Raw genomic sequence first — 17,786 nt, 5'->3', positions numbered from 1 at the left:
GGACAGGATGCGGGCACGACTGCTCGGCGGTGCGACCGTCGCGGCACTGGCGATCGGGAGTCTGGGCGCGATCGGCGCCGCCGCCGCTCCGAAGGGGCCCGGGCCCCGGTACACGGCCGGCGCCGCGGGCGCGGGCGACGCGTACTTCCCGTTCTCGGGCAACGGCGGCTACGACGTGCAGCACTACGACCTCGACCTCGACTACACCCCGCCCGCCCCGGCGCCGGCGCCCCTCGAAGGAGAGCTGCACGGCATCGCGACGATCGATCTCATCGCGACCCAGGACCTCGACCGCTTCAACCTCGACCTCCGCGGCATGGAGGTCGAGTCCCTGACGGTGAACGGCAAGCGCGCGACCGCCGTCTCGCCGCCGGCACCCGGAGCCGTCGTCGACGGGGCCGCGTACTGGCACGTGCAGGACGACGGGGCCCGCGTCTGGGAGCTCACGGTGCAGCCCCGACCGAAGCTCAAGGCGGGCCAGCGCGCGCAGGTGGTGGTCGAGTACGACGGCGTCACGACGCGCCCCGAGGACATCGAGGAGGCGCTGTACGGCTGGGTGACGACCCGCGACGGCGCGATCGTCGCCAGCGAGCCCGACGGATCGATGACCTGGTACCCCGTCAGCGACCACCAGACCGACAAGGCGAGCTACAGCTTCGCGATCACGGTGCCCGAGGGCAAGGTCGCCGTCGCCAACGGAACCCAGCCGAAGCCCGCGGAGACGGCGGGCGGCCTGACCACCTGGTACTGGGATGCGCCCGACCAGCAGGCGAGCTACCTCACGACCGCCTCGGTCGGCGACTACGAGCTCCGGGAGGGGACCTCCTCGGCGAGCGGCGTGCCGATCATCGACGCGGTCGACCGCGACCTCTCGCCCACGCGACTCGCCACCACGAACGCGAGCCTCGCGCGCCAGGCGGCGATGATCGACTTCTTCGAGAGCCGGTTCGGCCCGTACCCGTTCGTCGCGTTCGGCTCGATCGTCGACGACGACTCCGTCGGCTACGCCCTCGAGACCCAGACCCGACCGGTGTACTCGAGCCAGGCGGGTCAGGGGACCGTCGCGCACGAGCTGGCGCACCAGTGGTTCGGCGACGCCGTGAGCCCCGAGCGCTGGCAGGACATCTGGCTCAACGAGGGTTGGGCGACGTACGCGACCTGGATGTGGACCGAGGAGAACGGCGGCGCCACCGCGCAGCAGAGCTACAACGCCTGGTACGACCCGACCCGGGCCGCCTCGTACTGGCAGCTGCAGATCGGCGACCCGGGGCCGCTCGGCCTGTTCGCCACGCAGGTCTACAACCGCGGCGCCGGCACCCTGCACGCGCTCCGGGTCGAGGTCGGCGACGAGGCGTTCTTCGAAGGCGCCCGACTCTGGCTCGAGCGCTACGACGATTCCGCGGCGACCGCCGACGACTTCCAGGCCGTCTACGAGGAGGTCTCCGGCGAGGACCTCGACGAGTTCTTCCAGATCTGGCTCTCCGACCAGGTCAAGCCGCCGGCCGACTGGCGCCTCCCCTGATCTCGGCCGTCGGCTCGAGGGGCGTCCGGCGGGCGCCCCTCGAGCCGACGCCGGCCCCTACGATGACGGGATGACCCGCGCCTCCGTGCCCGCCTCCGCACCCGAGCCCGGCAGCGCCGCCGACGTCGTGCGCTCGTGGGACGCCCGCGCCGACCGCTACCTCGAACTGTTCCGCGACGAGCTCGAGGGCAAGCCGCACGACCTCGCGCTGCTCGCCGGGTTCGCCGGCCGTCTCGGCCCGGGCGCGCGGGTGCTCGACGTGGGGTGCGGCCCGTGCGGGCACGTCGCCGCCGTGCTCGCCGCGCACGGGTCGGAGGTCACCGGCATCGACCTCTCGCCGCGATGCATCGCGCTCGCGCGTCGCGAGCGACCGGGACTGCGCTTCGAGCCCGGCGACCAGCGCGCGCTCGACCTCGACCACCTCGGCGGGCCGTTCGACGGGATCGTCTCGAACTACTCGCTGCACGATCAGCCGAAGTCGTTGCTGCCCGGCACGTTCGCCGCGTGGGCCGCGGCGCTCAGGCCGGGCGGCCGTCTGCTCGTCGTGGCGAAGGCGGGCGATGCCGACGGCGTGGTCGGCGATCCGCTCGGCTCGGGCATCGACGTCTACTGGGCCGAGTTCACCGCAGCCGAGCTCGTCGGCGCGGCCGAGGCGGCGGGCTTCACGGTCGAGCGGATCGCCGATCGCGCCCCGTACGCGCAGGAGATCCCCTCCCAGCGGCTGTACCTCGAGGCATCCCTGCCCCGAGAACCGGGTCTGGACGCAGCTCGCCGGGAGCCCTAGACTGCCCAAGCCGCGTGCATCGCGCGGATTCGGGCCCGGAGCATCCGGCTGGAGGAGAGGAGAAGACCATGGCTGTCCTTGTCATGACCCTCGACATCCCTTCATCCTGCGAGGCCCTCTAGCCGCGAGACGCGGCCCGGTGGCCTCCGCAATCTTCGGAGAAACCACCTTGCATCTCATCTCGTCTCTCGACGAATCCGCTGTCGTGCGCTCGATCATCACCGCCCGCGACGCATCCACGCCCCTCACGACCCCGCGCTTCGACGCGGGCGACCTCGCCTTCCTCGACGCGGAACCCGGCGAGGGCCAACGCTGGTCGACCTGGCCGGCGACCACACCCTCGGAGCGCGGCCCCGCGCCGCGCCCCGACTGGCTCGTCACCTCCGCCGCGGCGATCGACACCGAACTCGGCGTCGTGAAGACCGGCAAGGAGGCCGACCTCTCGCTCATCGAACGCGCCGTGCCGGGCGCCGATCCGCAGATCGCCGGCAACTCGGTGCTGCTCGCCGCGAAGCGGTACCGCAGTACCGAGCACAGCGACTTCCACCGTTCGACCGTCTACACCGAGGGCCGCGGCACCCGCCGCAGCCGTGACGCGCGTGCCCTCGCGAAGGGCACGACCTTCGGCCGCGAGGTCGCGCGGGTGCAGTGGGCGTACGCCGAGTTCGAGGCGCTGTCGCGGCTCTCCGAGCTCGGCGCGGCGGTGCCCTACCCCGTGCAGGTCGGCGGCACCGAGGTGCTCATGGAGTTCATCGGCGACGGTCGCGTCGCGGCACCGCGGCTCGCGCAGGTGCGGGCGACGCCCGACGAGCTGCGCGAGCTCTTCCACCAGGTCGTCGACTTCATGCACACGCTCGCTGCGGCGGGGCTCGCCCACGGCGACCTCTCCCCGTACAACCTGCTCGTGCACGAGGGGCGGGTGGTCGCGATCGACCTGCCCCAGGTCGTCGACCTCATCTCGAACCCGCAGGGCTTCGACCTGCTGCACCGCGACTGCGTCAACGTGTGCTCGTGGTTCACGAGGCAGCGGCTCGAGTGCGACCCCGAGGAGCTGTTCGGCGAGCTCGTCGGCATGGTCGCGATGTGAGCGCCGGGGGCGCGCGGGCGGTCGAGGCTGCGTCGTGGATGCCTCCCCGCCCCGCCGCGCGGTAGTGTGCAACTCGATCGACGCGGATCGGCCCCCGGCCCGCGCGGTCACCACCCGTTCACCGGCTGCCGGGAGACTGCCCCCATGACCGACCCGACCGAGCACGGCGCCACCCCCGCGTCGCCCGCGCCCGCCGCCCGCAACTTCCCGCCCTCGCACCTGACCCCGCCCGACGGGGCGGCCGCGACCATCGGGGTCTCGACCAGCCAGGTCGAGGCCGTGACCGAGGCCGGCGCGCGCAAGGGCCGGATCCTCGCGTGGGGCCTGTGGGACTGGGGCTCGGCGGCGTTCAACGCCGTGGTCACGACCTTCGTCTTCACGGTGTACCTGACGAGCGAGTCCTTCGGGCCGAGCGGCACGGTCGAGGCCCAGCTCGGCTGGGCGCTCGCGATCGCCGGGTTGTTGATCGCGCTGCTCGCGCCGATCACGGGTCAGCGCTCCGACACGAGCGGCCGGCGCAAGTTCTGGCTCGCGGTGAACACGTACATCGTCGTCGCGATCACGGTCGCGATGTTCTTCGTGCTGCCGACGCCCGAGTACCTGCTGCTCGGCCTCTTCCTCGTCGCCGCGGGCAACGTCTTCTTCGAGTTCGCCGGCGTCAACTACAACGCCATGCTCGTGCAGGTCTCGACACCCCGCTCGATCGGCAAGGTGTCCGGCTTCGGCTGGGGCATGGGCTACGTCGGCGGCATCGTGCTGCTGCTCATCGTGTACTTCGGCTTCATCCAGCCCGACGTCGGGCTCTTCGGCGTCACGGGCGACGACGGCCTTGCGGTGCGCGTGTCGATGCTCGTCTCGGCGATCTGGTTCGGCGTCTTCGCCCTGCCGGTGCTGCTCGCCGTGCCCGAGTACCGCAGCCCCGCCGCGGTCGAGCGGGAGAAGATCGGGTTCTTCGCGTCCTATGCCCGACTCGGCCGCGACATCAAGCGGTTGTGGAAGGAGCAGCGCAACACCGTCTGGTTCCTGCTGGCCAGCGCGGTGTTCCGCGACGGCCTCGCGGGCGTGTTCACCTTCGGCGGGGTGCTCGCCGCGTCGGTCTTCGGCTTCTCGGCCGGGGAGGTCATCATCTTCGCGATCGCGGCCAATGTCGTCGCGGGCATCTCGACCATCGCGGTCGGCGCGCTCGACGACCGGCTCGGCGCCAAGCCCGTGATCATGGCCGCGCTCATCGGCCTCGTCGTCAGCGGATTCATCATCTTCTTCCTCCACGACGGCGGCCAGATCGTGTTCTGGACCGCGGGCCTCGCCCTGTGCCTGTTCGTCGGCCCGGCGCAGTCCGCGAGCCGCACCTTCCTCGCCCGGTTGATCCCGGCCGGGCGCGAGGGCGAGGTGTTCGGCCTCTACGCGACGACCGGCCGGGCCGTCAGCTTCCTCGCGCCGACGGCGTTCGCGCTGTTCGTCACGATCGGCGGGGCGCCGTACTTCGGCATCCTCGGCATCATCCTCGTGATCGCACTCGGGCTCGCGCTCCTCATCCCGGTGAAGGCGAGCGCACCGGCGGTCCCGGCCGAGTAGCGGAGGTCCGAGCGGAGCGCGGGTCGTTCACCCGCGCTCCGCGCCCGCAGCCCGCGATCAGTCGCGCGGCCAGGCCGCGACGAAGCGGGTCAGGAGCCGCGCGAACTCGGCAGACTCCTCCGGGGTGAATCCGGCGAGCGCGGTCTCGACGGCGCCGCGGCGGGTGTCACGAGCCCCCGCGAGCACCCGCCGGCCGGCGGCGGTCAGCACGATCGCGCTGCGGCGCGCGTCGGCCGGGTCGATCTCGCGACGCGCGTGCCCGGCCTCGACGGCGGCCTGCACGAGTCGGCTCGCGCGAGGCTGGTCGACGCCGATCGCCTCGGCGAGCTGACCGACCGACGGGGGCTGCGGCGCCGCCTCGAGCGCGTCGAGCAGTCGGAAGCGCGCCGCCTGCGCGAGCCCCGGGCCGCCACGGCCCCGGCGCTGAGGCCTGCCCGCGACATCCGGTTCGTGTTCGTGGTCGTGGTGGCCGTGGTGGTCGCCGTGCGGCCCGTGCCCGTGGTGCGGCCCGCCGTGCTCGCCGCGGCGCTGCAGCCGACGGCGACCCTGGTCGCGTCGCATCGCGACGAGCGCCGCCTCGACGGCGGCGACCGGGTCGGATGCCTCGGGGTCGCCCGCAGCTGGGTGTTCGCCGGGAGGGACTTGACGACCGTCGTTCATGTATGTCATTGTACATATACATGTCATGCGACATGCAATTGACCCGAGCACGACCTCCCGCTCCATCGGCGCGGAGGAGCTCGCAACAACGGCACGCCTCCAGTGCGGCCGACCCCGACGCGCATCGCGTCACGAAAGGAACCACCGTGAACTCCCCCGAGAACATCCAGAACCCCACCCCCGCCCAGCGCCCGATCGGCTACTGGCTCCGCGTCGTCGACCGCAAGCTCGACGACGCCATGCTCGAGCTCTTCGCCGACGAGGGCATCACCCGTCGCGACTGGCGACGGCTCAACGTCATCGCCGGCACCGTCGACGACGCCCGCCTGCGCGACAAGATCGCGGCGCGCCCCGAGCGCCTGGCGCCGCTCGTCGAGCGCGGCTGGGTCACCGACGAGCCCGGCGCGCCGCGCCTCACCGAGGAGGGCGAGGCGTCGTACGCCGCACTCCTCGAGCGAGTCACCGCGCTGCGCACGCGCGTCGCGGGCGCCGTGACGCCCGAGGACTTCCAGACCACCCTCGCCTCCCTCGAGGCGATCGCCCGCGAGCTCGGGTGGTCCGAAGGCGAGCGGATGCCCCGGCGCCACCGCCGCGGCGAGGACCACCGCGGTCGTCGCGGACACGGGCATGGGCACGACGGCCACGGCCACCACGAGCACGGACACCACGAGCACGGGCACCGCGAGTTCCACGGTCACCCGCACGAGCACCACGAGCGCCACGAGCACCCCCGGCACGAGCACCACCGCCCCGCCCGCGGCGACGTCGGCCACGGCGCCCCCGGCGCCCACCCCGAGCGCTTCGCCGACCACGGGCGCCCCTGCCGGTGATCCGATCGCGACGACGTTCGGGCAGCCGTCGCGAAAACCCGTTGGCGCACGGTCCGGCGCAGGATAGTATCGCCTGACCCCCCTACCCCCAGGACGCAATGATGCCCGAAGCATTCGTCACCTGCACGCCGACGCCCGCCCCCCGTCCGGCGGCGGCACGACGCCGGATCGGCCCCGCACCGCAGCGCGGTGCGCGAGGTCGGCGGTCGTGAGCGCCGACGACGGGCGGCGCCGCGATCGATCGCAACGGCGACAGCGACGGCGCCGGGTGTGGGTGATCGCCGCCGCGTCGCTCGTGATGGTGCTGCTCGGCGGCGGCGTCGCGACCGCGGTCGTGCTCACCGGCCAGGGCGGTGCGGTCGGTTCGACGCCGACCGCCTCGACCACGGCGGAGCCCGGCATCTTCCCCTCCGACCATCCGTCGGCGCACGACGGAAAGAAGCCGTGCATCGCGCTCAACGTGCTCTCGTCGTACGAGAACGCCGAGCTGGTGACGCGCCTCGTCGACGGCTACAACGCGCAGCCTCGCAGCGTCGAAGGTCGCTGCGTCGACGCGGTCGCGACGAAGGCCGTCTCGGGCACGGCCGCGACCGAGGCGGCGGCCGGCTTCGCCGGGGTGGCCGCCGACGACAAGCCGACCGTCTGGCTGCCCGACGCGAGCTCCTGGCTCGCCGTCGCCCAAGACGCAGGCGGGGCGGAGAACGTGCCCACCGAGGGCACGAGCATCGGATCCTCGGCGATCGTCCTGGCGATGCCCCAATCGCTCGCCGACGCGATCGGCTGGAGCGAGACGCGCCCGAGCTGGAGCGACGTGTTCAACGCCGCACGCGACGAGGCCACGTGGAGCTGGATGGACCACCCCGAGTGGGGCACCTTCAAACTCGGCAAGACGAGCCCGCTCATGGCGAGCTCGGGCCAGGCCGCCATGCTCGCCGAATTCGGCAGCGAGGCCGGGGCCCTGGCCGAGCTCACCACGAGCCAGATCCGCAACACCGAGGTGATGAAGGCCGTCCGGCAGGACGAGCTCGCCACCAGCCACTACATGGCCACGCCCGAACGCTTCCTCGCACAGGCTCGCGCGTCCGAGAAGCAGGGTTCGATCGCCGACTTCCTCTCGGCGGTCATCGTCGACGAGAAGACGGTCTGGGACTACAACCGCGGCATCACGAGCTCCGACGGCGTGAGCCGCGCCGAGTCGACCCCTCCCGGCGAGAAGCTCGTCCCGATCTACCCGAGCGACGGGTACTACGTCGCCGACAACCCGCTCACCGTGCTCGACGGACCGTGGGTCGACGCCGCCGAGAAGGAGGCGGCACGCGACCTCCTGCAGTTCGCGGGCACGAAGCAGGGCCAGCAGATCGTGCGCGCCTCTGGCCACCACGACCTGAACGGCGCGCTCGATCCCATCGTCAGTGAGGTCGGGGGGCTGCCCGCGCGCCCGTCGGGCGCACTCGCCTTCCCGGGCCGCGAGGTGCTCGCCGCGATCGACAGCACCTTCCCGGCCGTGCGCAAGCGCGCCCAGGTGCTGTTCCTCGTCGACGTCTCGGGCTCCATGGAGGAGAGGATCCCGACCGGCGAGACCAAGCTCGCCGCAGCCAAGCAGGCAATAGAGAAGGCGCTCGGCCACTTCTCGAAGGGCGACAACGTCGGCCTGGCCGCGTTCAGCGCCGTCGACGACGGGCCGGTCACCCCCGGGCTCGTGAGCCCGGTCGCCGACGCACGAACCGACCGCACCAAGTTCCTCGACGCGCTCGGCGCGCTCCAACCGGTCGAGTTCACGCCCCTGTACACGGCGATCGACACGTTCGCGAAGCAGCGCGGCGACGACTGGGACCCCGAGCGCATCAACGCGATCGTGCTCCTGAGCGACGGCAAGAACGAAACGCTCGGGCCGAGCCCGACCTCGAAGAAGCAGATGCTCGCGGGTCTCGAGCGCCTGCACGACGACTCCCCCGTGCTCGTCTTCACGCTCGCGTACGGCGCCAACGCCGACACCAAGACCCTTCGGGAGATCTCGACGGCCACGGGCGCGCAGTACTACGACGCGACCGACCCGACGAAGCTCACGGCCGTGCTGGGCGACCTCGTCACGAGCTTCTGACCGATGTGAACGGCCGCCGGCGCGTGCACGCGGTGCTCGCCCATCTCGCCGAGCGCTGATCCGACGGCCTGCCGGGGGCGAGGCATCCGACGCGTCTCAGGAGGCCGGAAGCTGCTCAGGACGCGTTCCCCCTGCTCGTCCTGAGCAGCTTCCGTCCCCCTGAGACGTCGATGACGGATGCCTCAGCGCCGCTGCTCCTCCCCCGAGAGCCGCTGCGCGATGTAGATCGGGATGATCGACACGAGCACGAGCACGACCGCGATCACCGACACGATCGGCGCCTGGTTGGGCCGGAACATGTTGTTCAGGATGAAGATGGGCAGGGTCGTCACACCCGAACCCGCCGTGAACGTCGTCACGATGATCTCGTCGAAGCTCAGTGCGAAGGCCAGCAGGCCGCCCGCGAGGAGCGCGGAGCGCAGCTGGGGGAAGGTGACGAGCCGGAACGTCGTCCAGACGCCGGCACCGAGGTCGGCCGAGGCCTCCTCGAGGTTGAGGCCGAGTCGACGCAGCCGCGCGATCACGTTGTTGAACACCGTCACGATGCAGAAGGTCGCGTGCGCGATCACGACCGTCCAGATCGAGAGCGGCACCCCCATGATCGTGCGGAAGAAGTTGTTGAGCGCGATACCGGTGATGATGCCGGGCAGGGCGATCGGCAGGATCACGAGCAGGCTGATCGCATCTCGGCCGAAGAACGAGAATCGCTGCAACGCGAGCGAGATGAGGGTGCCGAGCACGAGCGAGACGGCCGTCGCGATGAGCGCGATGACGACGCTCGTGCCGACCGCGTCGAGCGCGCCGGCGCTCTGGAACGCCTTGCCCCACCATTCGAGCGTGAACCCCGGCGGGGGCCACGTGAGCGACGTCGACGTCGAGAACGAGTTCACGAGCACGACGAACAGGGGCACGTAGACGACGATCAGGATCGCCGTGGTGATCACGCCGAGGGTGATGCGGAAAGGCCGCGACAGTCGCATTCGTTCGCCCCTTAGAGGTTGTCGAGGGCGCCGGTGCGGCGCACGAGGAACAGGTAGCCGAAGATGATCACGATCGGGATGAGCGCGATCGCGGCGGCGAGCGGCAGGTTATTCGCCGCACCCACGTTCGTGTAGACGAGGTTTCCGAGCATCTGGCTCGCCCCGCCCACGATGTTGACCGTGATGTAGTCGCCCAGCGAGAGCGCGAAGCTGAAGATCGTGCCGGCGATGATCGCGGGCAGCACGAGCGGGAAGACGACCAGGCGGATCGTCGGCCAGGTCCGTCCGCCGAGGTCGGAGGAGGCCTCGAGCAGCGAGTCGGGCACGCGCTCGAGCCCCGCGTAGATGGGCAGGATCACGTACGGCAGCCACAGGTACGACAGCGTGATGATCGTGGCCGGCAGTCCGTAGCCGATCGTCTCCCCGCCGAACGGTTCGACGAGCCACTGGAGGATGCCGTCCTGCGAGAGCACGGAACGCCACGCGTACGCCTTGACGAGGTAGCTGGCCCACAGCGGGGTCAGCACCATGATGAGCAGCACGCGTCGCATCCGCGGCGTCGCGACCTTCGCCATGAAGAACGCGATCGGCAGCGCGAGGGCCACGTCGATCAGCGTGACGGCGAGCGCGACGCCGACGGTGCGCACCGTGACGGTCTGGTAGAGCGACCCCGTCAGGACCTCGATGATGTTGTCGAGCGTGAACTCGGTCGTGATCTCGCCCGTGAAGCTGTCGACCGACCAGAACGCGGTGACGAGCAGCAGCACGAGCGCCACGATGTAGACGACGCCGAGCCAGAACAGCGGGGCGCTGAGCAGCAGGGCGAGCCGGGTTCGCGGGTGGGTGCTGAGGAAGACGGATGCCGCGCGCGCGGGGGTGCTCCGCGGGCGCGGAACCGAGGGGCGCGCCGGTGCGGGCGCGGGAGCCCGGGTGTTCGTCGTCATGCGTGTCCTGTCGTGTCGAGCGGAGTGGGGCGGCCCGGCCGGCGGGCCGCCCCGATGGTCGGGCTGCGTCAGCCCTTGATCTCCTGCCAGGCCTCGGTCCAAGCCGAGTAGTCGGTGCACGTCACATCGGTGCGACCGTCCACGCAGTCCTCGATCGGCGTGGTCCAGTACCAGATGTTCTCCGCGTACGAGGCGTCGCCGGCGTGGTACGCCTCGCAGTCCTCGCGGTACTCGCACGCCTCGTCGCTCGACGGCGCCTCACCGAAGTACGAGGTCGCCTGGCCGTTGGCCTCGGGGCTCGCGATGTAGTCGAGCCACGCGTACGAGCAGTTCGGGTTCTCGGTGCCCGACGAGATCATCCACGTGTCCGACCAGCCGGTCACGCCCTCTTCGGGAACCGTGACATCGGTCGGTGCGCCCTCGGCCGCGGCCACGTTCTGGATGACCTGCCACGTCGTGCCGACGACGCTGTCGCCGGTCGTGAACGCCTGGATCTCCTTGAGGTAGTCCGACCAGTACTCGCCGATGTTCTCGCGCTGCGTCTTCAGCAGGTCGACCGCCGCCGCCAGCTGCTCCTCGTCGAGCGCGTAGGGGTTCTCGATGCCGAGGTCGGGCTGGGTGGCCATGAGGTACATGGCCGCGTCGGCGATGTAGATCGGCGAGTCGTAGGCCGTGACCTTGCCGGCGTACGCGTCGGACTCGTCGAAGACGACGCTCCAGCTCGAGGGCGCCTCGCTGAAGACGTCCGTGCTGTACATGAGCAGGTTGGCGCCGTAGCCGTGCGGCATGCCGTAGTTCTCGCCGTCGACCGTGTTCCACGCCTTGTCCTTGAGGAAGTCGTAGACGTTCTCGTAGTTCGGCGTCAGCTCCATGTTCACGGGCTGGACGTCATCGGCGGCGACGAGGCGCAGCGAGGCGTCGCCCGAGGCCGACACGACGTCGTAGTCGCCGGTCTTCATGAGGTTGACGGCCTCGTCGGAGGTGTTGAAGGTCTTGACCGTGACCTCGCAGCCGGTGTCCTCCTCGAAGGGGGTCACCCAGTCGACGGCGGGGTCGTTCGTGCCGTCCTCGGCGTAGCCCGGCCACGCGAGCACCGACAGCTGGCCCTCCATGTCGCCGAGCTCGGTCGCCGCCTCGTTGTCGCCACCGCCTCCGCCGCCCGAGGTGCCGCAGGCGGTCAGCAGCGCGACCGAGGCGATCGCGAGTCCGACGGTCGCGCCTCGTCGCGCGTTCCGCATTCGCATCATGGTTCTCTCCTGTTTCTCTTGGTGGTGCAGTTGGGGGGATGCCTCAGCCGGCGGTGCCGGGAAGCATCGCGCCGATCGACGCGGTCGGGGTCGGGTTCTGGGGGCCGACGGCCGCGCCGTCGATCGCGACGACGTCGCCGTCGTGCCACGACACGACGACCCGGTCGCCGTGCTCGTCGTCGTGCACGCGGCCGCGCACGTTCTGCTCGAGCACGCTCACGCGCGGGCCGGCGTCGAGGTCGACGACGAGCCGGACGCCGCTGCCGAGGTAGATCGCCTCGACGACGGTGCCCGCGGCGTTCCGCACGCCGTCGCCGCGCTGGCCCTCCGCGCTGACCGTCATCTTCTCGGGGCGCAGCGAGTGGTGGCCCTCGCGTTCGAGCAGCGCGAGCGAGTGCTCGGGGCCGAAGAGGTTCGAGGTGCCGACGAAGTCCGCGACGAAGCGCGAGACGGGCCGTTCGTAGAGTTCGGCGGGGGTGCCGAGCTGCTCGATGCGGCCGGCGTTGAAGACCGCGATGCGGTCGGAGAGCGTGAGGGCCTCCTCCTGGTCGTGAGTGACGAAGATGAAGGTGATGCCGAGTTCGCGCTGGATCTGCTTGAGCTCGACCTGCATCTGCTCGCGGAGCTTCAGGTCGAGGGCGCCGAGCGGCTCGTCGAGCAGCAGCACCTTCGGCTCGACGACGGTGGCGCGGGCGAGGGCGACGCGCTGGCGCTGGCCGCCCGAGAGCTGCGAGGGCTTGCGGTCGGCCATCTGCTCGAGCCGTACGCTCGCGAGGGCGCGGCGCGCGCGCTCGTTGCGCTCCTTCTTGCCGAGCCCGCGCACCCGCAGGCCGTAGGCCACGTTGTCGAGCACGCTCATGTGCGGGAAGAGCGCGTAGTCCTGGAACACCGTGTTCACGTCGCGGTCGAACGGGGCGCGCTTCGTGACATCCTCGCCGAAGAGCTCGATCGTGCCGTCCGTCGGCTGTTCGAAGCCGGCGATGAGTCGCAGCACCGTGGTCTTGCCCGAGCCCGAAGGACCGAGCATCGAGAAGAACTCGCCCGCCGCGATCTCGAGGTCGACGTGGTCGACGGCCGTGACGGCGCCGAACTCCTTCGTGAGTCCGGTGAGTCGGATCGCCGGCTGCGCTTCGGTCATGACATCTCCTTCGATGCTGACAGGGTGAAACATCTGGTTCCAGATGTTCGTCAGTTCCAAATCATATGACTCCAGATGTAAAAGTCCAGACCCTCGTGTTACGGTCATGTCACAGATCCGCAGCGACACGAGCACAGGAGGTCGGATGCCGCAGGCGACCAGCCGTGCCGACGCCACCCACGCCGTCGTGTTCTCACCGCTCGACGGCGCCGGCCGCGCCGAGCTCGTCGAGCAGCGGATCACCGATGCGATCGTCGCCGGCGTGCTCCGCGACGGCGAGCGGCTGCCGAGCGAATCCGAGCTCGCCAAGCGCCTCGGCGTCGCCGTCGTCACCGCGCGCGAGGCGCTCGTCGCGCTGCGCGACAAGGGGCTCGTGCTCACCCGCCGCGGCCGCGACGGCGGCAGCTTCGTGACGCACGACCGCGACGCCGCGGCGCGCATGCTCGACGAACGGGTGCGCGCGCTCAGCCGGATCGAGCTGCGCGACCTCTCGCTGCACTACGCCGCGATCGCGGGCATGGCGGCCGAGGTGGCCGCCGACCGCGCCAGCGACGACGACCTCGCGAGCCTCGCCGACATCGACGCCCGGGCCGACCTCCTGTCGGCGGGCGGGGCCCGGCGCGCGATCGGGCGGTTCCAGCTCGAGATCGCCGCGGTCAGCCAGTCGCCCCGCCTCGTGCACGAGGAGCTGCGACTGCAGGCCGAAGCCGGGCCGTTGCTCTGGCTGTGCATGCGCGAACAGGCGTATCGTGACCGCAGCAGGAAGGCGAGGCTCGAGGTGATCCAGGCGATCCGCGCAGTCGACCCCGACGAGGCACGCCGGGCGACGACCGTCCACATCGAATCGGCGGTCGAGTGGCTCATCGACGAGAAGGTCCGCCTCGAGACACCGGCGCCGCTGCCCTAGCGACGCCGACGGCGACCGAACAGCACAGCGCTCCGCACCCTCTTCCCGACGCTCGCCGTCCCCTCATCCCCGCACCCCCTCATCACCCCGTCCCCACCCCACCCCCGCACAGAAAGGACCGAGGCCATGACCGTCACCGTCGACGTCTCCGCGCTGCAGATCGCTGCGCGCATCGCCTCGACCATCGACCCCGTCTTCGCGATGATCGACGGCTGGCGCGACCGCATCGAGGCCGACCTCCTGTCGGTCGCGACGCCGACCGCCGCGCGGCTCGACCCCCGCATCGCCGAGCTCGTCGGCCCCGCGCTCGAGGCGCCCGGCAGCCTCATCACGGGTGCCGGGTTCGTCGCCGCCCCGGGTTACCTCGCCGACGCGCCCTGGCACCTCGCCTGGTGGCTCAGCGGCGCCAACACCTTCGGCGCGGCCGAGCAGCAGGGCCTGCGCCGCCTCGAGGCGGTGAGCGACCCCGACGCCGAGCAGTTCCGCGACTACACGGTGCTCGAGTGGTGGCGCGTTCCCGCCCGCACCGGCACCCGGCACCTCACCGGCCCCTACGTCGACTACCTCTGCACCGACGACTACACGGTGACCGTCACCACGCCCGTGCGCGCGGCGGGCGAGATGGCCGGCGTCGTCGGCACCGACCTGTACGTCGCCAGCCTCGAACGGGTGCTGCTGCCGGTCGTGCGCGAGTCGGGGCATCCGTGCACCCTCGTGAACGCGTCTGGCCGCATCGTCACCTCGACCGATTCGCACCGCGCGACCGGGGCGCTGCTCCGCCTCGACGGGCTCGTCGCGGCGCTCGCCCCCCTTCGCGAGCGCGAGGGCGGCGCACCGGCGGATGCCACGTCGCTGCCCGGCGGCGCGGCGCTCGTGCCCTGCGGCGACACCTCGCTGGCGCTCGTGCTCGAGAGCGCGCGCGACTGAGGGCTCGGCGCCGTCGCGATCAGCGACCCGCCGTGACCGCCTGCTCGATCAACCGCGCGGTGGCCGCCGCGCCGTCGGCGCCGCGGTACGCCTCGCGCACCTCGTCGGCAGCGGCGCGGATCGCGGGGTCGTCGAGCACCCGCCGCACCGCCGCGGTGAACTCGGGCTTCGCGACGTGCTTCGGCGGGACCGCGATCGCGTTGCCGCGTCGCTCGCAGGCGCGCACGTGCCAGGTCTGCTCGGGCTGGAGGCCCATGCCCACGAACGGCACACCGGTGGCGCACGCCGTCTGCACCGTGCCCTGGCCGCCGTGCAGCACGGCTGCGTCGATGAGCCCGCCCAGCTCGTGCGCCGGCAGCAGCGGCGTCACGTGCACGTTCGCCGGAACCCGATCGCCCGGCTCGAGGTAGTGGCCGATCGGCGCGACGACGTTGACCGGCAGGCCGCCGAGCGCCTCGGCCGCGGCGAGCGCGAGCGCCCGGTCGGCCGACGACCCGAGTCCGAGGTAGACGAGCGGCTCTGGCGCTGCGGCGAGCTCGCCGACGATCGCGGGCATGGGGGCGTCGAGATGCGCGAAGATCGGCCCGACGAGCTCGAAGCCGTCGGGCAGTTCGAAGCCGTCCATCTCCCACGGCATCTCGGTGATGAGGTTGCGGTCGGCGGTGAGCAGCGAGGAGACCGTGCGCAGGGGCGGCACGCCGTTCGCCTTCGCGACGCTCGTGAACGCCTTCGGGGCGAGGGGGGCCGAGTTGTAGATCCACCGGAACGCGGCCGTCACCACCCGGTCGGCGGCTCGCGCCACCCGTCCTGTCCCGGTCACGAAGCCCATCCGCTTCGTCTGCGCGACCTGCGGACGGGTGAGCGGGAACGGCACGGGGTAGAACAGCGGCACGCCCTCGGCCCGCGCCGAGATGAACGACGTGAGGTTCGACCCGGTCACGACGGCGGATGCCCCGAGGTCGCGGATCGTGCGCCGCTCGAGCTCCACCCGTGCGCCGACGAGCTCGCGCGTGAACGGACTCCGGAAGGAGTGCCCCTGGTCGAAGGCGATCGCCTGGTCGCGCTCGGCGCGACCCCAGGCCGGCTTCCCGGCGAGGTACTCGAACTCCGCATCGCGGATGAGGTCGACGAAGTCGGTCTCATAGCCCTGGAACACCACCCGGTGGGCCGGGTCGAGCGCCCGCGCGACCTGGATCATGCGGGTGGTCTCGGCGAGGTTGAACGTCACCGGGCAGAACAGGATCGTCGCCATGCCGATCATCCCTCCGTCGGCGCGGATGCGCGGCTCGCGGTCGCCGTCGCCGTCGCCGTCACGAGGCCGAGCCGATGCCCTCGGGCGTCACGAGGCCGGGCACGGCGTCCTTCCTGCCGACCCGATCACGTACGAGGAAGATCGCGACGATCGCGAGCAGGAGGTAGAGGTAGGTCGACGTGCCCGCGAGGGTCGCGAGCTGGTTCACCGAGCCGTGCGTCTCGTCGACGCCGCCCACGGCGAGCATCGTCGAGGGGTCGGTGATCGCGTGCAGCAGGATCGGCCAGATCAGGCTGCCGGTGACCCGCAGCGTGAGGTACATCGCGACGCCGAACACGAAGGTGAAGCCCATCGTGAAGAGCACGGTCAGCGGCGGCTGCCCGGTCAGCAGGTTCACCGAGTGCAGGAGCGAGAAGATGAGCGACGACAGCAGCATCACCATGCGCTCCGAGTACCCGCCCTTGCGCAGCAGGTTCACCGCGAGGCCGCGGGTGAGCAGCTCTTCGGCGAAGCCGACGAACAGCCCGGTGAGGTAGATCGCGACCACCACACCGACCGAGTAGCGGCTGTAGTCCGTGCCGAAGATGCGCAGCAGGGCGGCGGCGAGCACGATGACCGGCGCGATCCACATCCACCAGCGCCCCCCGATCGGCTGGCGGCCGAAGAGTTCGCGCAGCCACCCGAGCGAGCCGGCGAACAGCAGCAGGAGCACCGAGCCGACGATGATCGCCAGGGCGGTGCCGAAGAAGATGGTCGGCACGTCGGCGAGCGGGTTCTCATCGTCGACCTGCGAGCCGAAGATCAGCCCGACCAGCTGGCCGGTCGCGAGGTAGAGCGCGATGTACACGACCGCGAGGAGGACGGCCCGCCACCACCCGCCGCGCTCCCAGAAGCGCTTCCAGCCCGACGCGGCGGTCACCTGTGCACTCATCGACACTCCCCCCCATGACAACGGATACGTGAGAACGGTATCGAGACGGAGCCCTCGGCACCCGCAACAGGCCGGATGGATCGGCGATTCCGTGGCCGCGACGGTTCGTCATGATTCGGCATCGAGCCGCGCCCCGACCGTGGTGTTTGCGACGATGGTGCGATGACGACACCCGCTCCCGCCCTGGTCGGCATCTCGCACGGCACCTCCTCGCCCGAGGGGCGGCGGGCGGTGCGCGGGCTGCACGACGCTGTGGCCGCGGCGCTCGCGACGAGGCATCCGGATGCCACGCCCACCGCCCGCCTCGGACACGTCGACGTCGAGCAGCCCGACGTGCCGGCGGCGCTCGGCTCGCTCGCGCCCGGCGAGCCCGCCGTCGTGGTGCCGCTGCTGCTCTCGGCGGGCTACCACGTGCACGTCGACCTCACCGAGGCGGTCGAGGCGACCGGCGACCGGCGGGCACTGCTCGCGGGCGCCCTCGGCCCCGACGACCGGCTCGCGACCGTGCTCGCGCGCCGGCTCGCCGAGGCGGGGGTGCGCGACGACGACACCGTCGTGCTCTCGGTCGCCGGATCGAGCGACGCGCGCGCCGTGCGCGACTGCCACGACATGCGCGAACGCCTCGCCGCCGCGACGGGGCGGGACATCCGGATCGGGTTCCTCTCTGCAGCCGAGCCCCTGCTGCCCGAGGCGGTGACGCAGGCGAGGTCGGATGTCCCGGGCGCACGCGTCGTCGTCGCGAGCTACCTGCTCGCCCCCGGCTACTTCCAGGATCTCGCCGAGGCCGCCGGCGCCGACGTCGTCACCGAGCCGCTGCTCGTGGCCGATGCGGCGGCGCCGGCCGAGCTCGTCGAGATCGTGCTCGACCGCTACGCGGCGGCGACGACAGCCGGGTAGCGGC

The 17,786-nt window shown here is 71.5% G+C and carries 16 protein-coding genes; 9 read left to right on the top strand and 7 right to left on the bottom strand.

All coding sequences use genetic code 11. From position 1 onward, the window contains the following. The first annotated feature begins 7 nt into the window (after positions 1–7). The 4 genes from ACFVAJ_RS08055 (at position 8) to ACFVAJ_RS08040 (ending at position 4,968) form a co-directional block, all read left to right on the top strand. Positions 8–1,522: a M1 family metallopeptidase gene (locus ACFVAJ_RS08055; RefSeq protein ID WP_376944605.1), complete on the top strand. Its 1,515-nt coding sequence runs from the start codon at positions 8–10 to the stop codon at positions 1,520–1,522. A gap of 70 nt (positions 1,523–1,592) precedes the next feature. Then, on the top strand, positions 1,593–2,306 hold the full coding sequence (locus ACFVAJ_RS08050) for a class I SAM-dependent methyltransferase (RefSeq protein WP_376942901.1): 714 nt from the start codon (positions 1,593–1,595) through the stop codon (positions 2,304–2,306). Positions 2,307–2,475: 169 nt separating this feature from the next. Next, the gene (locus ACFVAJ_RS08045; protein WP_376942899.1) at positions 2,476–3,393 is read left to right on the top strand and encodes a serine protein kinase RIO; all 918 of its coding nucleotides are present in this window, start codon (positions 2,476–2,478) and stop codon (positions 3,391–3,393) included. A gap of 144 nt (positions 3,394–3,537) precedes the next feature. Further along, a complete protein-coding gene (locus ACFVAJ_RS08040) occupies positions 3,538–4,968 on the top strand; it encodes an MFS transporter (protein ID WP_376942897.1) in 1,431 nt (476 codons plus the stop codon). Positions 4,969–5,025: 57 nt separating this feature from the next. On the opposite strand, the gene ACFVAJ_RS08035 is transcribed toward ACFVAJ_RS08040, so the two are convergent. Then, positions 5,026–5,628 (bottom strand): MarR family winged helix-turn-helix transcriptional regulator, encoded by a 603-nt coding sequence (locus tag ACFVAJ_RS08035; protein WP_376942895.1) that lies wholly within the window; start codon positions 5,626–5,628, stop codon positions 5,026–5,028. A gap of 146 nt (positions 5,629–5,774) precedes the next feature. Between ACFVAJ_RS08035 and ACFVAJ_RS08030 the strand changes: the two genes are divergently transcribed. Both ACFVAJ_RS08030 and ACFVAJ_RS08025 read left to right on the top strand, forming a co-directional pair. Continuing rightward, on the top strand, positions 5,775–6,458 hold the full coding sequence (locus ACFVAJ_RS08030; protein WP_376942893.1) for a hypothetical protein: 684 nt from the start codon (positions 5,775–5,777) through the stop codon (positions 6,456–6,458). Between the two features lie 208 nt (positions 6,459–6,666). After that, a complete protein-coding gene (locus ACFVAJ_RS08025) occupies positions 6,667–8,559 on the top strand; it encodes a VWA domain-containing protein (protein ID WP_376942891.1) in 1,893 nt (630 codons plus the stop codon). Between the two features lie 182 nt (positions 8,560–8,741). Here ACFVAJ_RS08025 and ACFVAJ_RS08020 read toward each other — a convergent pair whose 3' ends face one another. From ACFVAJ_RS08020 to ACFVAJ_RS08005, 4 genes are all read right to left on the bottom strand, one after another. Then, positions 8,742–9,539 (bottom strand): ABC transporter permease, encoded by a 798-nt coding sequence (locus ACFVAJ_RS08020; RefSeq protein WP_376942889.1) that lies wholly within the window; start codon positions 9,537–9,539, stop codon positions 8,742–8,744. Positions 9,540–9,550: 11 nt separating this feature from the next. Then, positions 9,551–10,483 carry an ABC transporter permease gene (locus ACFVAJ_RS08015; RefSeq protein WP_376942887.1) on the bottom strand — a complete coding sequence of 311 codons (933 nt, stop codon included), beginning with the start codon at positions 10,481–10,483 and terminating at the stop codon, positions 9,551–9,553. 68 nt (positions 10,484–10,551) lie between these two features. Then, complete coding sequence (locus tag ACFVAJ_RS08010; RefSeq protein WP_376942885.1) at positions 10,552–11,730, bottom strand: ABC transporter substrate-binding protein; 1,179 nt, start codon at positions 11,728–11,730, stop codon at positions 10,552–10,554. A 43-nt stretch (positions 11,731–11,773) separates the two neighbouring features. After that, a complete protein-coding gene (locus ACFVAJ_RS08005; protein ID WP_376942883.1) occupies positions 11,774–12,868 on the bottom strand; it encodes an ABC transporter ATP-binding protein in 1,095 nt (364 codons plus the stop codon). 145 nt (positions 12,869–13,013) lie between these two features. On the opposite strand from ACFVAJ_RS08005, the gene ACFVAJ_RS08000 reads away from it, so the two are divergent. Together ACFVAJ_RS08000 and ACFVAJ_RS07995 are read left to right on the top strand one after the other, a co-directional pair. Beyond that, the gene (locus ACFVAJ_RS08000; RefSeq protein WP_376942881.1) at positions 13,014–13,775 is read left to right on the top strand and encodes a FadR/GntR family transcriptional regulator; all 762 of its coding nucleotides are present in this window, start codon (positions 13,014–13,016) and stop codon (positions 13,773–13,775) included. A gap of 126 nt (positions 13,776–13,901) precedes the next feature. Then, entirely contained in the window at positions 13,902–14,702 is an 801-nt protein-coding gene (locus ACFVAJ_RS07995) for a hypothetical protein (RefSeq protein ID WP_376942879.1), read from the top strand. 19 nt (positions 14,703–14,721) lie between these two features. On the opposite strand, the gene ACFVAJ_RS07990 is transcribed toward ACFVAJ_RS07995, so the two are convergent. Beyond that, complete coding sequence (locus ACFVAJ_RS07990) at positions 14,722–15,954, bottom strand: glycosyltransferase (RefSeq protein ID WP_376942877.1); 1,233 nt, start codon at positions 15,952–15,954, stop codon at positions 14,722–14,724. A 58-nt stretch (positions 15,955–16,012) separates the two neighbouring features. Next, on the bottom strand, positions 16,013–16,885 hold the full coding sequence (locus tag ACFVAJ_RS07985) for a type II CAAX prenyl endopeptidase Rce1 family protein (RefSeq protein WP_376942875.1): 873 nt from the start codon (positions 16,883–16,885) through the stop codon (positions 16,013–16,015). Positions 16,886–17,047: 162 nt separating this feature from the next. On the opposite strand from ACFVAJ_RS07985, the gene ACFVAJ_RS07980 reads away from it, so the two are divergent. Next, on the top strand, positions 17,048–17,782 hold the full coding sequence (locus ACFVAJ_RS07980) for a sirohydrochlorin chelatase (RefSeq protein WP_376942873.1): 735 nt from the start codon (positions 17,048–17,050) through the stop codon (positions 17,780–17,782). The last annotated feature ends 4 nt before the right edge of the window (positions 17,783–17,786 follow it).

The sequence above is a fragment of the Agromyces sp. NPDC057679 genome (assembly GCF_042799635.1).
In the GTDB taxonomy this organism is placed as follows: Bacteria; Actinomycetota; Actinomycetes; order Actinomycetales; family Microbacteriaceae; genus Agromyces.
The sequence above is the reverse complement of the archived record's forward strand: the minus strand, read 5'-3'. Positions and strand labels throughout refer to the sequence as shown.

Coding starts and splice junctions, on each gene's coding strand:
- ACFVAJ_RS08055 (WP_376944605.1), top strand. CDS start 8: ATGCGGGCACGACTGCTCGGCGGTGCGACCGTCGCGGCACTGGCGATC.
- ACFVAJ_RS08050 (WP_376942901.1), top strand. CDS start 1,593: ATGACCCGCGCCTCCGTGCCCGCCTCCGCACCCGAGCCCGGCAGCGCC.
- ACFVAJ_RS08040 (WP_376942897.1), top strand. CDS start 3,538: ATGACCGACCCGACCGAGCACGGCGCCACCCCCGCGTCGCCCGCGCCC.
- ACFVAJ_RS08035 (WP_376942895.1), bottom strand. CDS start 5,628: ATGAACGACGGTCGTCAAGTCCCTCCCGGCGAACACCCAGCTGCGGGC.
- ACFVAJ_RS08020 (WP_376942889.1), bottom strand. CDS start 9,539: ATGCGACTGTCGCGGCCTTTCCGCATCACCCTCGGCGTGATCACCACG.
- ACFVAJ_RS08015 (WP_376942887.1), bottom strand. CDS start 10,483: ATGACGACGAACACCCGGGCTCCCGCGCCCGCACCGGCGCGCCCCTCG.
- ACFVAJ_RS08010 (WP_376942885.1), bottom strand. CDS start 11,730: ATGATGCGAATGCGGAACGCGCGACGAGGCGCGACCGTCGGACTCGCG.
- ACFVAJ_RS08005 (WP_376942883.1), bottom strand. CDS start 12,868: ATGACCGAAGCGCAGCCGGCGATCCGACTCACCGGACTCACGAAGGAG.
- ACFVAJ_RS08000 (WP_376942881.1), top strand. CDS start 13,014: ATGCCGCAGGCGACCAGCCGTGCCGACGCCACCCACGCCGTCGTGTTC.
- ACFVAJ_RS07995 (WP_376942879.1), top strand. CDS start 13,902: ATGACCGTCACCGTCGACGTCTCCGCGCTGCAGATCGCTGCGCGCATC.
- ACFVAJ_RS07990 (WP_376942877.1), bottom strand. CDS start 15,954: ATGGCGACGATCCTGTTCTGCCCGGTGACGTTCAACCTCGCCGAGACC.
- ACFVAJ_RS07985 (WP_376942875.1), bottom strand. CDS start 16,885: ATGAGTGCACAGGTGACCGCCGCGTCGGGCTGGAAGCGCTTCTGGGAG.
- ACFVAJ_RS07980 (WP_376942873.1), top strand. CDS start 17,048: ATGACGACACCCGCTCCCGCCCTGGTCGGCATCTCGCACGGCACCTCC.